Source organism: Streptomyces sp. Act143 (assembly GCF_003143935.1).
Classification (GTDB): domain Bacteria; phylum Actinomycetota; class Actinomycetes; order Streptomycetales; family Streptomycetaceae; genus Streptomyces.
Map to the genome: position 1 here is coordinate 5,193,824 of NZ_QFRX01000001.1, position 13,494 is coordinate 5,207,317.

The following is a 13,494-nucleotide window of genomic DNA, read 5'->3' on the forward strand; positions in this document are numbered from 1 at the left end:
GCACGCCCCCCGAGACTCACATCGACGACTCACCCCCCACCAAGGAGTCATCGATGCGCAAGCACACCTATGCCCTGGCGGCGACGGCGGCCCTTCTCACAACGACCGCACTGGGCATGGCGGTTCCCGCGTCAGCGGCCCCCGCGAAGGCGGCCGGGTACACGGCAAAGGCCTCGACGGCGGACACCGCGGAGGCCTTCTTCCAGGCGGTACTGAAGTCGGTGGCCGAGAAGCGGGCGGCGAACCCGACGAGCGCGGCGGCCGTGACCGTCGTCTACGACGCCTCCCGCGCCCCGACGTTCAGCGCCCAGATAGCGCGCAGCACCCAGATATGGAACAGCGCGGTGTCGAACGTGAAGCTCCAGTCGGGATCGGGTTCCTCGGCGGACTTCTCCTACCGCGAGGGCAACGACTCCCGGGGCTCCTACGCCTCCACGGACGGCCACGGCAGCGGCTACATCTTCCTCGACTACGCGCAGAACCAGCAGTACGACTCGACCCGCGTCACGGCCCATGAGACGGGCCACGTGCTCGGTCTCCCGGACCACTACGAGGGCCCGTGCAGCGAGCTCATGTCCGGCGGCGGTCCGGGCCCGTCGTGCACCAACTCCCAGCCGGACGCCAACGAGCGCTCCCGGGTGAACCAGCTGTGGGCGAACGGCCTGGCAGCGGCGATGGAGAAGGCCCTGACCAAGAGCTGACCCGAGCCCGAACCCACCCCCCACAGGTGTGCGGCCGCCCTCCTGCACAGGGCGGCCGCACCCATGTCCGGCGCGAGGCGCACACCGTGTGCCGCAGCCCGCAGCCCGCAGCCCGCAGCCCGCATCGCGCACGCCGCACGGCCGACTGCGCCCGGCTCACGGCGCTCGCCGTCACCGTGGCGAAGCGATCGCCCGGGCCGCCGCCACCTCCTGCCGCAGCGGTTCCAGGACGCTGCCCGACGGGCCCGTGAGGTCCGTGCGGACCGCGTACAGGGTCTCCGCCGCGCGCACCCCTTCCGCCAGCTCCCGCAGCTGCCGCACCACTTGGGCGACCTCCGCCCGCGACGGCAGCGCGGCGCCGTGCTTCGTGCGGACCCTCGCCGCCGTCGTCGCGTCGACGATCCTCTCCACCGCCACCACCAGCGGCCACCAGGCCGCCGCGCGGCGGCCGGTGGGCGGCGGCTCGGTCAGGGCGCGCTGGAACTCCGTGCGGATCACCGACAGATCCCGGTACAGGCGGCGGCGCGCGCGGGCCCTGGCCGGGGGGTCCGCCGGGTCGCCGCCGAACGCGGACTCCACGTAGGCCGCCGTGTCGTCCACCGCCTTCGCCAGGCGGTCACCGACCCGGGTGTGCCAGCTCTCCGGCCAGAGCAGGTAGCCCGCGACCAGGGCGATGCCGCAGCCCATCAGGGAGTCCAGGAGGCGGGGCATGAGGAGGGCCGTGCCCTGGTGGTTGAGCACGTCGGACAGGAGCAGGATCACCGGGGTGATGGCCGCCGTCTGGTAGCCGTAGCCGCGCGGGGTCAGGGCCGGGATCAGGGGGGCCAGGACCAGCATCACCGGGACGTCCCACCAGCCCCGCGGCACCTCCGCCAGCACCGCCGCGGCGATCACCAGGCCCGCCACCGTGCCGAGCGCGCGGAGCAGCGCGCGCGAGAACACCGAGCCGAAGTCCGGCTTCAGGACGAAGGTGATGGTCAGGGCCACCCAGTACGAGCGCGGTACCGGGATGATCGAGACGAGGACCTGGGCCACGCCGATGCACAGCGCCAGGCGCAGGCCGTAGCGCCAGGAGGCCGCGGACAGGGCCACGTTGCGGGCCGCCCTGGCGGCGCGGATGCGCAGGGCCGCCGGGCGGCCCAGGCGGTCGTCGATGCCGCCGGGGTCCACGTCCGGGGTCCTGACCACCTCCGCCGCGTGGCGCAGCGCGTGGTCCACGGCGCGGGTGGTCTCCGAGGTGGGGGTGGGCAGGCGCAGGGCTATCGGGCCCGTGTAGCCCGTCTCCACGGCCTTCGCCAGGTGGCGGACCGCCTCGGTGACCTCCGTCGGCAGGGGTTCGCCCGTGACGTGGGCGGCCGGGGCCGCCTCCACCACCGGGGTGATCGCGTTCAACTGGGCCAGCAGCCGGGTCAGGTCGGGGCTGCGGCCGTGGTGGCGGGCGCGGCGGGCCAGGATGAGGTCGTACGACTGGTTCAGGGACTGGGTGACGGTGTGCCGGGCCTCGTCGTAGGCGTCGTGGCCGCACGCCGACATCAGTGCCGCCACCGTGCGGTAGGTGTCCGCCACCGCCGCGCGTTCCGGCACCCCGCCCCGCAGCGGCCAGGCCAGCAGCGCCAGGGCCAGCACCAGCAGCCCGCCGCCCGTCACCAGCAGTGGCGCCAGCCACCACGCGCCGGGCATCGGAAGCCCCGCTCCCACCACCGAGTTGAGGAGCAGCAGCAGCCCCGAGACCGACGCCACCGCGCCGATCGTGGAGATCATGCCGGACACCAGGGCCACCGCCGTGACGACGGCCACCGCCAGCCATCCGTGGCCGTAGACCAGCGAGCCGACCGTCACGCCGACCGCCCCGAACAGTTGCGGGACCGCGATGTTGAGCAGGCGCATCCGGTAGGCGTCGGCCGTGTCGCCGATGACGCCGGACAGGGCGCCCATCGAGGCCAGGGCGCCGTAGGCCACCTGGTCCGCCGCCAGCCCGACCGCCAGGGGCAGCGACAACGCGATCGCGGCGCGGGCCACGGCCGCCCAGTTGACCGGTGAGGGCTGGGATCGGAGGTTCCTCACCAGCCAGTCGGGAGGGGTGAGGCCGATGGGGAACTCTCGGGACATGGGCCTATTACACGTCATTCGCCCTGGTGCAGGTCCAGATCCACCAGCAGCGCCCGGTGGTCGGTGTCGGCCAGGTCCAGGAAGCGCGCCCGCTCGGCGGAGAAGCCCGCCGACACCAGCACGTGGTCGATCTGGGCGCCGAGCGTGGGTGCGGTGCGGGCCGGCCAGCTCGGGGTGCGGTCGGAACCGGCCAGCCGGGCGGCGTCGCGCAGACCGGTGTCGAGGATGCGGCGGAACGCGGCATGGTCCTGGGAGGCGTTGAAGTCACCGGCCAGCAGCAGGGGTTCCCGCCGGTGCCGGGCGGCGAAGTCGCGCAACGTCCCCAGCTCCCGCTTCCACAGGCCGACCTGGCCCGGCAGCGGCGGCATCGGGTGCGCCAGTTGCAGTCGTACGTCGTGTCCGTCCACCTCCGCCACCGCGCCCGGCATCCCCATCGTGGCGGCGATCGGGTCGGCGGCCCTGAGGGGGTGGCGGCTGAGGATCACCGAGCCCTCGGAACCGGCGCCCGGGACCGTGCGCCGGTGCGGGTAGGCGACCCCGAGGGTCCGCTTCAGCTCCGCCGCACACGTGTATTCGCACTCCTGTACGAACACAAGGTCGGGTTTCGTGCGCCGCACCACGTCCACCAGCGCCCCGGTGCCGCGCCCGAACTCGACGTTCGAGGTCAGCACGCGCACCGAGACGAGGACCCTGCCGTCGGGCTCGCTGCTCCTGCCGTACGGCTCGATGAACCACGCCAGCAGACCCAGCAGCGCCACTCCCCAGACCAGCCCCACCCACCACCTCGCGAGCAGCGCCAGCAGCAGTCCGAGGCCCGTCGGCACCAGCAGCCACGGCAGGAAGGCCAGCAGCTGGGGCACGGGGGTGAGGGCGTCCGTGTCGGCGGTGCGGCAGCCGACGACCACGCTCACGGCGGCGAACAGCAGCCCGCCCAGCCACGCGCCGACCCGCCTCCGCCGCCGCGCCTGCGGCATCGCACGTACATCGGTATCCCCCGTGATGGACTGGTGGGTCACGAAGCCGAGACTACGAGTGGCCGTCCACCCGTGTCAGGAACGCCCCGAGCGCCGCGTTGAACTCCTCCGGCCGCTCCAGGTTCGGCATGTGGGCGGCGCCGGGGACCACCAGCAGCTCCGAGTCCGGGAGCGCCTCGTGCATCGCCTCCGCGTCCGCGACCGGGGTGTACTCGTCGTCCGCGCCGACCACGACCAGCGCGGGCACCTTCACCCGGCCCAGCAGCTCGCGGTAGTCGGGCCGCAGGGCCCGGGCGCGCAGGGCCGCCGCGGCACCCTCGGGGGAGGTCGCCGTCATCATGCGGTGAACGTGGGCCTTCACCTCCGCGGACGCGTACGGGGCGACCATCTTCTCCAGCACCTCCTCGGCGTACCCGTGCATGCCCTCGCGCAGCAGCCGCTCCGCCATGGCCCGCCGGGTCGCGATGCCCTCCGGGGTCTCCTCCGCGGGGAAGGTGTCGGCGAGGACCAGGCCCCGGACGCGCCCGGGGAACTGCCGGTAGCAGTCCATGACGATCTGGCCGCCCATCGACAGGCCCGCCAGCACGGCGTCCGTGATCCCCAGCTCGTCCAGCAGCGCGGCGATGTCCCGCGCGAAGTCCGGGAACTCCGTGACACCGGGGAGCACCGGGGAGGTGCCGTATCCGCGCAGGTCGGGGGCGATCACCCGGCGGGTGCCGGCGAACGCCTCGATCTGCGGGGCCCACATCGTGTGGTCGAAGGGGTGGCCGTGGACGAGTACCAGCGGAGCGGGATCGGTCATGCCGCCGACCCTAGGGCGCCCCAACTCCTCGGTGCAATAAGATCTTTGCCCTCGGTGCAATCGCCGGGAGCGGGGGCACAGAGGGCAGAGGGGGAATGGTGGACGACTATCGGGGCATAGCCGATCGGCTGGCCGAAGCGATCACGAGCGGCCGGCTGAAACCGGGCCAACGGCTCATGCCGCAGCGGCAGTTCGCCCGGCGCCACGGGATCGCCGGGTCGACGGCCGGGCGGGTGTACGCCGAACTCGTACGGCGGGGTCTCGTCGTCGGCGAGGTGGGCCGCGGCACCTTCGTGCGGGCCGCCGCGAGCGACCCCACCGGCCGGGCCCTCATCGAGCGGGCGGGCGCCGCGCCCGTGAACATGGAGCTCAACTACCCCGTCGTGGCCGGGCAGGCGGAGCTGCTCGCCCCGCTCCTCACGCCCCTCCTGCGCCCCGACGTCCTCACCGAGGCGCTGCTCCCGGCCGCCGCCACCGGCACCGCGCCCGCGCGGGAGGCCGCGGCGCACCTCCTCGCGACCCCCGGCTGGCGGCCCGAGCCCGGCCGCGTCCTGTTCACCGGCAACGCCCGTCAGTCCATCGCCGCCACCCTCGCCTCCCTCGTCAGGGCCGGCGGCCGGGTCGGCGTCGAGCCGCTGACGTACCCGCTGGTCAAGGAGATCGCCGCCCGGCTCGGCATCCTCCTGGTCCCGCTGGCCGCCGACGCGGACGGGCCGCTGCCCGAGTCCGTCGCCGCCGCCCACCGCACGGCCCCGCTGTCCGCCCTCTACCTCCAGCCGACGCTCCACAACCCGACGTCCCGCACGACGAGCGCGGCGCGGCGGCAACAACTCGCGGACGTGGTGACCGACTTGGGTCTGCCGGTCGTGGAGGACCGCATCTGGTCCTTCCTGCACCCGCTCGCCCCCGACCCGCTCGCCGCCCACGCCCCCGCCCTCACCCACGTCGTCGACAGCCTCTCCAAGCGGGTCGCGCCCGGCCTCACCGCCGGCTTCGTCGTCGTACCTCAGGACCGGGTCGACGCGGTCGGTGCCGCGATCCGGTCCGGCGGGTGGAACGCGGGGCGGTTCGCCCTGGAGGCGGCGGCACGGGCCGTCGCGGAAGGGGTCGCGGACCGGCTCGCCGAGGCCAAGCGGGCGGACGCCGCGCTGCGGCAGCGGATCGTCGCCGAGGAACTCCACGGACTCGCCGTACGGGCCCATCCGCAGGGGTACTACGCCTGGTGGGAGCTGCCCGCGCCATGGCGGGCCGACACCTTCACCGCCGCCGCCGCGGCACACGGGATCGCGGTGACGCCCGGCCCCGCGTTCGCCGTCGACCCCGGCCGGACGCCGGACGCGATCAGGCTCGGGCTCGCGTCGGCCGCGGCGCCGGATCTGCGACGGGCGCTGCGGACACTCGCCGGCGTCGCGCGTACCGGGCCGTGAGCCAGGTCGCGCAGGCCGCCGTGAGGCCGAGCGCGACCAGCAGCCAGGACACCGTGCGCAAGGTGGCGGTGAGGGCGTCGTAGATGACACCGGCGGCGCTGCGGTGGTCCGCGTCGGGCAGGTCGGCGAGCGTCATCCGGCGGCCCAGGGCGACCGCGAGGCCCAGCAGCGCGCCGCCGAGCGCCGTGCCCAGCGAGGTGGCCGTGACCGCACGGCGGCGGCAGGCGGCGACCGCGATCCCGGCGGCGGCCAGCCCCAGGGCGCTGACGGGCAGCCAGAAACCGGCGAGGTCGAACGGCACGTAGGCGTCGGTGAGTTGACGCCTGACCTGGGCCATCTCGACCGTCACCCAGTACGCCGCCCAGGCCGACACCACACTGAACGGCACGAGCAGACAGGCCGCGGCGATGAGCACGGCCGAGAGGGCGTTGCGAAGGCGTGGGCGCACCCCTCCAGGCAAGGGCCCGGCGGCCGGGGGCGCGAGCCGGGGCACTGCATTCGGGTGGACGGCGCCACCGGGGGCGCACAGCCCAGTCCTCCCAAGCCCTCCGGCGCTCCGGTGGAGGGTTCACCCGAACGGGTGTTTCCTGGTTCTGGGGAGAAGGAGGCCGATTCATGCGCACCACTCCGGCCCTGCGGACCCTGGCCGCGGCCCTGCTCACCGGCGGCACCCTCGTCGCCGCGGCAGCGGGCACCACGGCCGCAGCCGCCACCCCGCCGACCTATGCCGACGGGCACGGTGGCGGCGGTTCCGGCGGTCCGATCTGGGGCACCATCGTCTCCGGCGTCGCCCTCAACGTGAGAGCCGCGCCCACCACGCACTCGCCCGTCGTCGACCAGCTCTCACCGTGGAGCCAGGATCGCGTGGACTGCAAGGTCCAGGGTCAGAGCGTCAACGGCAACCCGTACTGGTACTGGCTCGTCGGCGCCCAGGGCTGGGCGAGCGCCGCGTTCGTCGACACCGGCGGACGCTCCGTGCCGAGCTGCTCCGATCCGTGTCCCGAGTGGAAGGACGGCTCCTGGAGCAACTGGGACGACCCGTACCAGAACGAATCGTGGAGCGTGTCGGCTTCCGGCTCCTGGAGCTTCTCCGGCTCGTGGAGCTGGAGCGCGGCCGGATCCGCGGCCGGATCCTCGGCGGGCGCCTGGGCCCCGTACCCGGGTGGCTGGTGAGAGAGGGAGACAGAAGGGCCCGGCAGTCTCTGCCGGGCCCTTCTGCCGTCCGCGCCGCGGCGTTCAGCGGATGCGGTTCCCCTCGGCGTCCTCGTGCGTGTAGTAGCGGTAGAAGAACACCACGAAGATGCCTGCCGTGACCGCCACCCCGAGCGCCGTGCACCTGAGCACGCTCTCGCCGGTCTGGCTGTAGAGGAAGCCGATCGCCGCGCCCGCGAACGCGGACTTCACCAGCGAGTGCAGCTCGCGCTTGAGCAGCGGCGCGAACGTCGCCACCGCGATGCACAGCACGATGAACGCCAGCGCGGTCACGAAGCCGAACAGGACGTTCCAGCCGGTGATCTCGCCGCCGCCGCGCCGGTTGGCGGCGGCCCAGTAGCCGTAGACCAGCCCCAGGGCGACGGGAATCCCGTACCGCGCCGCCTTGTGGACCTGCGGGCCGAAGACATCGGGCGACCGGCCGACCATTCCGGAGCTGCCGCCGGACGCGGGTGCCGCATGAGCCATGAGAGGACTCCTCTCTCCTCGCCCCCGCTTCCAGAGCACACCTGGCAGCGAGGCCTGGCAAGTCGGAGTGCGGCCCCGGTTGCCCCGTGCTTCGCTGAAGTGCATGAAGCACGGGCTGAGGCCGATCAGCGGACGGCGCGGTCCGATGGCCCGGCTGCCCCGGCCCGCCGCGGAGGGCGACGTCCTGCGCCGGCAGCAACTGCTGCGGGTCCGCGGCCACAGCGTCGCCTGGGCGCCGCCGCTGCTGATGCTCGTCGCGATCACCGTGATCGACTTCAACACGGCCGGCGAGTTCCAGATGATCACCTGGGTCGTGCTGGTGCCCGGTATCGCCGCCGCGATCTGCGGGGTGTGGGGCACGGCGGTCTTCGCGGTGCTCGCGGTGCTGACCTACCTGCTCGCGGACAGTTCCTACCCGAACCGGTACCAGAGCGGACTGCCCGACTTCATCCTCGTCGGCATCGGCGGCGCCCTCGCCGTCCTCGCCTGCCTGGTCCGGGTCCGCGGCGAGCGGCACATGCTGCACATGCGGGACGTCGCCGAGACCACCCGCCGCACCGTGCTGCGCCCCCTGCCCCCGGACTGGGGCGGCCTGGAGCACGCCGCCGTCTATCTCGCCTCCGACGTCGAGGCCCGGGTCGGCGGCGACTTCTACGACGTCCAGCAGGGCCCGCACGGCACCCGGGTCCTCGTCGGGGACGTCCAGGGCAAGGGCCTCGGCGCGGTGGAGGCGGCGGCCGCGCTGCTCGGCACGTTCCGGGAGGCCGCGTACCACGAGGAACTCGGCACGGTCGCGGAACGCCTGGAGATCCGCATCCAACGGCACGCCCTGCACCTGACCGCGCTGGGCCGCGACGACGGCGACCGCTTCGCCACCGCCGTCCTGATCGGCTTCCCCGACGACGAGCCCGGCGCGGTGGACGTCGTCGTCTTCGGCCACGAACCCCCGCTGGCCGTCGGCCCGCACGGGGTGCGGCAGCTACCGGTGGGCACCGGGCTCCCGCTCGGCCTGGGCGAACTGTCCGACGACGGGCCGCCGCCCGTGCAGCGGGTCCCCTTCGCCGACACCGAGACCCTGCTGCTGACCACCGACGGGGTGACCGAGGCCCGGGACGCCGACGGCGCCTTCTACCCGCTGGCCGCGGAGGTCGCCCGGGCCGTCGCCGCCGATCCGCGGGCCGCCGAGCCCCGCCGCCTGGTCGCCCTCGTCCGCGACGGCACGCTGCGGCACAGCGGCGGGCATCTTGCTGACGACACCACGGTGTTCGCGGTCCGCCGGTCGGACTCCGGAATCGGCCGAAAGGGACGTTTGCAGTCCTGAGGTCCACCTTTGCAGCCGCAGCGGTTACGGTGCTGCCGTACGTGATCGACGGGGGATGGGGAGGGACCGATGCCCGGAACCGTGCTGCTGCTGGCCGCCGCACCGGCCGGCAAGGGGTGTCTGGTCGACGCCGCGTCCGTTCTGCCCGTCCTCGCGGCCGTGCCGCCGGCCGTGCTCTCCGGCGCGGACACCGCCAACGTCGTGGAGCTCGCGGACCCGTTGGAGCCGCAGGCCGTGCTGACCCGGCTGCGCGCCGCCGCGGCCGCCCCCGGCCCGCTGACCGTCTTCGTCACCGGCCAGCTCCAGCTCGACCGCCGCCAGCACCTGCCCCACCTCGCCCTGGCCCGCACCACCCCGGCGACCGTCCGCTACACGGCCTTCCCCTGGCACTGGTTCCGCGACGAGCTGCGGCTGCGCCCGGCGGGCGCGACGGCCTTCGTCCTCGACCTGCACGCCGACCCCGAGACCTGGCAGTGGCTGCGCGCCAACCCCCTGGACACCGGGCGCAACAACGCGGTGTACGGGCGGATCGCGCCGCCGCCGGCCCGGCGCAGTGTGGGAACGCCCGCGTACATGAAGGCGGTGGCGACGATCCTGCGCAGTGGGCACCGGCCGCCGCTGGACCAGTTGCACCAGCAGGCGCTGAGCCGCCTCGCGCCGGAGAGCGCCGGACACGTCCTGAGCGCGCAGGGGCCCGAGGCGGGCGATCCGCACGTCCTGATCTCGGCGGCCGTGGCCGCCCGCCGGCACGGCGACGCCGACGCGCTCGCCGCCCACCACGAGCTGAACGCCGTACGGGCGCACGGCCCCGCCTCCGAGGAGGCGCTGCACTGGAGCGAGGTGCGGGCCGATCTGGCGATGTTCGCGGGGGACCCGGTGCGCAGCTGCCGGGCCTGGCTGGCGGTCGCGACCACCCGGCTCGGGGCCGGGCAGGCGCCGGACGCGCCCGCCGTGGAGTCGGCCGTGGACCGGGCCCACCACCAGTGGGGGCAGATCGGTGACCCGGCGCGGGCCCGCGAACTGGGGCCCGCGCTGGCGGAGTTGAGGGCTCGGGTGCCAGGGCGCCGGGAGGGCGCCCTGGACCATGTGCACAAGCACCTCAGTCAGCTGCAGACGCTCAGCTCGTGAAGGTGAAGTACTTCCAGGAGCCGTACGTCGTGGTGTTCACGCTGTCGCCCGAGCCGCTGATGTAGGAGTTGCGGACCCGGAAGCGCACCCCCTTCGGCGGGGTGCCGGTGAGCTGGACGGCGGACTTGCCCGCCGAGTCGAGCTTGAAGAACTCGCGGTACGTGGTGACCCAGCTGGTGCCCGACCAGTACTGGATCTGGAGCAGCTGCGTGCGGCCCCCGTACGGCGGCAGCGTCGCGGTGACGACCGGGTCCTTGGACTGCCGGAAGTACAGATACGTGTGGTTCCACGTGTACTTGGACGTGTAGGCGCCGCTGACCGAGGTGCCGATCGACACCTTGGCGCCGACCGTGCTCTCCACCGACCGCGGCGCATAGCGGGAGTCGCCCGCGAACTTCGCGGTCAGCTTGGTCTTCCGCTTGAGGTCCACGACGACGGACAGGTTGCCGTCGGAGTTGACCGTGCCGGTCTTCACCAGGGTGTTGGGCTTGTCCGCGCCGTAGGGGTTGGCCCAGATCTCCACCGTGCGGTTCTTGTACGTCGTCCCGAGGTGCGCGGTGAACTTCACGTCCTGGCCGTACGAGTAGACCTTGCCGTTGTTGTTCAGCGTCAGGGCCGGGGTGGCCCGGGAGACGTCGACGGTGTCGGAGGCGGTGGCGCCGGCGTGCTCGGCGTCGCCCGCGTACGTGACCGTGTACTTGACCTTCCCGCCGGCCGGCGGGACGTCCGTGAAACTGAACTTGCCGCCCGTGCCGAGGGACTTGGCGCCGAGCGACTTGCCGCCCGGCGACTCCATGTCGGTGCGGGTCACGGTGACCGGGGTGCCGGCGGGCAGCGCCAGGTTGGCGGTGAGCGTGCCGGTGACCGTGAGGGTCTTGGCCCGGGGCGCGGAGGCCGGGGCGTTCACGGTGAGCGTCGCGGCGTACTTGCGGGGCTCGTCGACGACCCGGAACTGGGGCGTGTAGTAGGTGTCGGTGACGAGGAACAGCCTGCCGCCGTCCGCCGACCAGTTGGTGAGGTGGCCGCCCGGCATCCAGTCGTGCGACAGGTTGCGCACGTTGACCGGCTTGCTGGGGTCGGTGGGGAAGACGTACGTGTCGCCGACGTCGTCGGTGTCGAGGACGGTGGCGGCGACCGTGCCGTCCGGGGCGACGGCGACCGTCAGAGGGTTCGACGGCACGGGGTAGGTCCGCACCTGTGCCAGGTCGGAGAGGCGGTACTCGGTGAGGGCCCGGGTGCCGGGTCCGGCCACGACGACGTTCTGACCGTCGGGGGTCAGGGCCGCGTCCTTGTAGAAGCCGCCCTTGTCCTCGGTGGCCCGGAGCACCGGGGTGCCGGAGGAGATGTCGTAGACGACCATCGGGCCGGAGCTGATGTTGGTGTCGAGGGCGAGCAGCGTGCCCGGGTTGTCGGGGTCGGCGTAGAGGGCGGGCGGGCTCGCGAAGTCGTGGCCCACCGCCAGACCGAGGGTGACCGTCGGGGTCTCGGCGGTCAGGTCGACCACGCCGAGGTCGGAGTCCCACTGGTCGCCGTACCCGAACCACAGCTTGCCGTCGGCGTAGGCGAGCCGGGACGGGATGGTCCCGGCCCCGGTCGCGTACTCGGCGGTCTGCGCGAGCGTCGCCGTGTCGAACGCGACGATCTTGTCGGCGCCGTGGACGGCCGCGTACAGCGTGCTGTCGTCCGGGCTGAGGATGAGATCACGGACCTGGGGCAGGTCCGTGAGGGTGCCGACGGGGGCGCCGGTGCCGTCGGTGACGGCGATCCGGCCGGTGTACGGGTCGCTGATGAACACCCGCTGGTGGGTGCCGTCCACGACCGTGTCGGCCGCGTCCTCGATCGCCGGGACGGGCTTGACGGAGTCGGCGAACGCCGGAGTGGCGGTGAGAGCCGCCGAGCTGAAGAGGACCGCCAGCGTGGTGGCGGCCGCGAGGGAGCGCATACGCACTTGGGTTTCGAACCCCCCGGAACGAATGTGGGTGCCGCACGCGGCCGGTCACGTGCGGGACCTGTGCGTCGCGTGTGGCGAGTGAGCGAAGAGTAAGTCATGCCACGGACAACGACGCCGGAGGGGTCAGAGATGGGCCAAGGCGCCCGCCACCAGCGCCCGCACCCCGTGCCCGACCGCCGACAGGTCCGGTGCGAAGTGCGGGCTGTGGTTGCTGGGGATCGCGTCGAGCTTCGCGAACAGGTCGTCGCCGCCCGGGGCCGCGTCCCAGGTCGCGGCCGGGGTCGTGGTGACGAACCAGTAGGCGTACGGCTGCCCGTCCGCGGCCAGCAGGGAGAAGTCCTCGCTGCCCATCGCGGGCCCGGGGTCGAACACCGCCGCGTCCCCGAAGACCTCGCGGTGCACGGCGGCCACCCGCCGGTCGGTCTCCGCGTCGTTGACGGTCGCCGGGAAGGAGACGCCGAGCGTCACCTCCGGCTCGCGCGGGCAGCCCGCGGCATGGCACTCGCCCTCGGCGATCCGGCGGATCGCGGCGACCATCCGGTCCCGGACGGCCTCCGACTGCGTCCGCAGATTGAGGGAGATCCGGGCGGTGGACGGGATGATGTTCGACGCCGTGCCCGCCTCGACGCGGCCGACGGTCAGCACCGCCGACTCGCGCGGCGCGATCTCCCGGCTGACCACGCTCTGGAGCCGGGTGACCAGATACGCGGCCGTCACCACCGGGTCGACGGTCGTCTCCGGCCGCGACCCGTGCCCGCCCCGCCCGTGCACGACGATCTCGACGTCGGTGGTGGCGGACAGGATCAGCCCGGGAACGTGCGGGTACAGCCCCGCCGGGCCGGGCGCCGCGTGCTGCCCGAGCAGCACGTCGGGCCGGGGCACGCGCGCGTACAGCCCGTCCGCGACCATCCCCGCCGCCCCGCCGCCGGTCTCCTCGGCGGGCTGCCCGACCACGACCAGCGTCCCGTTCCAGGCGTCCCGCCCGGCGGCCAGCGCCCGGGCCGCGCCCGCCAGCCAGGTCACGTGCAGATCGTGCCCGCACGCGTGCATCACGCCGTCCGTCTCCGAGGCGTACGGCAGCCCGGTCGCCTCCCGCACCGGCAGCGCGTCCATGTCGGCGCGCAGCAGCACGACCGGCCCGTCCCCGTTGCGCAGCACCCCGGCGACACCGGTGCCGCCGATGCCCTCGACGGTCTCGTACCCGGCCGTCTTCAGACGCTCGGCGAGGCGGCCGGCGGTGCGGTGCTCCTGGTGGGACAGCTCGGGGTGGCGGTGCAGGTCCCGGTAGAGGTCCTCCAGGTCGGGGAGATCGAGCTCGGCGGTCAGGTCCAGCGCGGTGCGGGCGGCGGCGGAGGTCATGGGCGGCAGCGTATTGCGCGGGCGTGCGGAAACGGCCGCCGA

The 13,494-nt window shown here is 73.8% G+C and carries 12 protein-coding genes; 5 read left to right on the plus strand and 7 right to left on the minus strand.

What is annotated here, in order from left to right; genetic code table 11:
- Positions 1 to 53: 53 nt before the first annotated feature.
- Positions 54 to 701 (plus strand): snapalysin, encoded by a 648-nt coding sequence (gene snpA, locus DI272_RS23505; protein ID WP_109497265.1) that lies wholly within the window; start codon positions 54 to 56, stop codon positions 699 to 701.
- Between the two features lie 171 nt (positions 702 to 872).
- On the opposite strand, the gene DI272_RS23510 is transcribed toward snpA, so the two are convergent.
- Genes DI272_RS23510 through DI272_RS23520 form a run of 3 tightly spaced genes read right to left on the minus strand, consistent with a single transcriptional unit; the run spans position 873 to position 4,586 of the window.
- Positions 873 to 2,810 carry an FUSC family protein gene (locus DI272_RS23510; RefSeq protein WP_109497266.1) on the minus strand — a complete coding sequence of 646 codons (1,938 nt, stop codon included), beginning with the start codon at positions 2,808 to 2,810 and terminating at the stop codon, positions 873 to 875.
- A 14-nt stretch (positions 2,811 to 2,824) separates the two neighbouring features.
- Positions 2,825 to 3,784: an endonuclease/exonuclease/phosphatase family protein gene (locus DI272_RS23515; protein ID WP_109497267.1), complete on the minus strand. Its 960-nt coding sequence runs from the start codon at positions 3,782 to 3,784 to the stop codon at positions 2,825 to 2,827.
- A gap of 52 nt (positions 3,785 to 3,836) precedes the next feature.
- Positions 3,837 to 4,586 carry an alpha/beta fold hydrolase gene (locus DI272_RS23520; RefSeq protein ID WP_109497268.1) on the minus strand — a complete coding sequence of 250 codons (750 nt, stop codon included), beginning with the start codon at positions 4,584 to 4,586 and terminating at the stop codon, positions 3,837 to 3,839.
- A gap of 98 nt (positions 4,587 to 4,684) precedes the next feature.
- Between DI272_RS23520 and DI272_RS23525 the strand changes: the two genes are divergently transcribed.
- The gene (locus DI272_RS23525) at positions 4,685 to 6,013 is read left to right on the plus strand and encodes a PLP-dependent aminotransferase family protein (RefSeq protein ID WP_109500993.1); all 1,329 of its coding nucleotides are present in this window, start codon (positions 4,685 to 4,687) and stop codon (positions 6,011 to 6,013) included.
- On the opposite strand, the gene DI272_RS23530 is transcribed toward DI272_RS23525, so the two are convergent.
- Positions 5,928 to 6,461, minus strand: coding sequence for a hypothetical protein (locus DI272_RS23530; protein ID WP_109497269.1), 534 nt, complete (start codon positions 6,459 to 6,461; stop codon positions 5,928 to 5,930). The genes DI272_RS23525 and DI272_RS23530 overlap by 86 nt on opposite strands.
- Before the next feature lie 167 nt (positions 6,462 to 6,628).
- Between DI272_RS23530 and DI272_RS23535 the strand changes: the two genes are divergently transcribed.
- Positions 6,629 to 7,186 carry a hypothetical protein gene (locus DI272_RS23535; RefSeq protein WP_109497270.1) on the plus strand — a complete coding sequence of 186 codons (558 nt, stop codon included), beginning with the start codon at positions 6,629 to 6,631 and terminating at the stop codon, positions 7,184 to 7,186.
- A 63-nt stretch (positions 7,187 to 7,249) separates the two neighbouring features.
- Here the strand turns inward: DI272_RS23535 and DI272_RS23540 are convergent, their stop codons facing one another.
- Complete coding sequence (locus tag DI272_RS23540; RefSeq protein ID WP_109497271.1) at positions 7,250 to 7,693, minus strand: hypothetical protein; 444 nt, start codon at positions 7,691 to 7,693, stop codon at positions 7,250 to 7,252.
- Between the two features lie 145 nt (positions 7,694 to 7,838).
- Here DI272_RS23540 and DI272_RS23545 point away from each other — a divergent pair, with 145 nt between their 5' ends.
- A complete protein-coding gene (locus tag DI272_RS23545; RefSeq protein ID WP_258314900.1) occupies positions 7,839 to 9,014 on the plus strand; it encodes a PP2C family protein-serine/threonine phosphatase in 1,176 nt (391 codons plus the stop codon).
- A 69-nt stretch (positions 9,015 to 9,083) separates the two neighbouring features.
- Positions 9,084 to 10,142, plus strand: coding sequence for a hypothetical protein (locus DI272_RS23550; protein ID WP_109497273.1), 1,059 nt, complete (start codon positions 9,084 to 9,086; stop codon positions 10,140 to 10,142).
- On the opposite strand, the gene DI272_RS23555 is transcribed toward DI272_RS23550, so the two are convergent.
- The gene (locus DI272_RS23555; protein ID WP_258314640.1) at positions 10,132 to 12,084 is read right to left on the minus strand and encodes a YncE family protein; all 1,953 of its coding nucleotides are present in this window, start codon (positions 12,082 to 12,084) and stop codon (positions 10,132 to 10,134) included. The genes DI272_RS23550 and DI272_RS23555 overlap by 11 nt on opposite strands.
- Before the next feature lie 132 nt (positions 12,085 to 12,216).
- Complete coding sequence (locus DI272_RS23560; protein ID WP_109497275.1) at positions 12,217 to 13,452, minus strand: amidohydrolase; 1,236 nt, start codon at positions 13,450 to 13,452, stop codon at positions 12,217 to 12,219.
- Positions 13,453 to 13,494 lie beyond the last annotated feature (42 nt).

Coding starts and splice junctions, on each gene's coding strand:
- snpA (WP_109497265.1), top strand. CDS start 54: ATGCGCAAGCACACCTATGCCCTGGCGGCGACGGCGGCCCTTCTCACA.
- DI272_RS23510 (WP_109497266.1), bottom strand. CDS start 2,810: ATGTCCCGAGAGTTCCCCATCGGCCTCACCCCTCCCGACTGGCTGGTG.
- DI272_RS23515 (WP_109497267.1), bottom strand. CDS start 3,784: ATGCCGCAGGCGCGGCGGCGGAGGCGGGTCGGCGCGTGGCTGGGCGGG.
- DI272_RS23520 (WP_109497268.1), bottom strand. CDS start 4,586: ATGACCGATCCCGCTCCGCTGGTACTCGTCCACGGCCACCCCTTCGAC.
- DI272_RS23535 (WP_109497270.1), top strand. CDS start 6,629: ATGCGCACCACTCCGGCCCTGCGGACCCTGGCCGCGGCCCTGCTCACC.
- DI272_RS23540 (WP_109497271.1), bottom strand. CDS start 7,693: ATGGCTCATGCGGCACCCGCGTCCGGCGGCAGCTCCGGAATGGTCGGC.
- DI272_RS23545 (WP_258314900.1), top strand. CDS start 7,839: ATGGCCCGGCTGCCCCGGCCCGCCGCGGAGGGCGACGTCCTGCGCCGG.
- DI272_RS23550 (WP_109497273.1), top strand. CDS start 9,084: ATGCCCGGAACCGTGCTGCTGCTGGCCGCCGCACCGGCCGGCAAGGGG.
- DI272_RS23555 (WP_258314640.1), bottom strand. CDS start 12,084: ATGCGCTCCCTCGCGGCCGCCACCACGCTGGCGGTCCTCTTCAGCTCG.
- DI272_RS23560 (WP_109497275.1), bottom strand. CDS start 13,452: ATGACCTCCGCCGCCGCCCGCACCGCGCTGGACCTGACCGCCGAGCTC.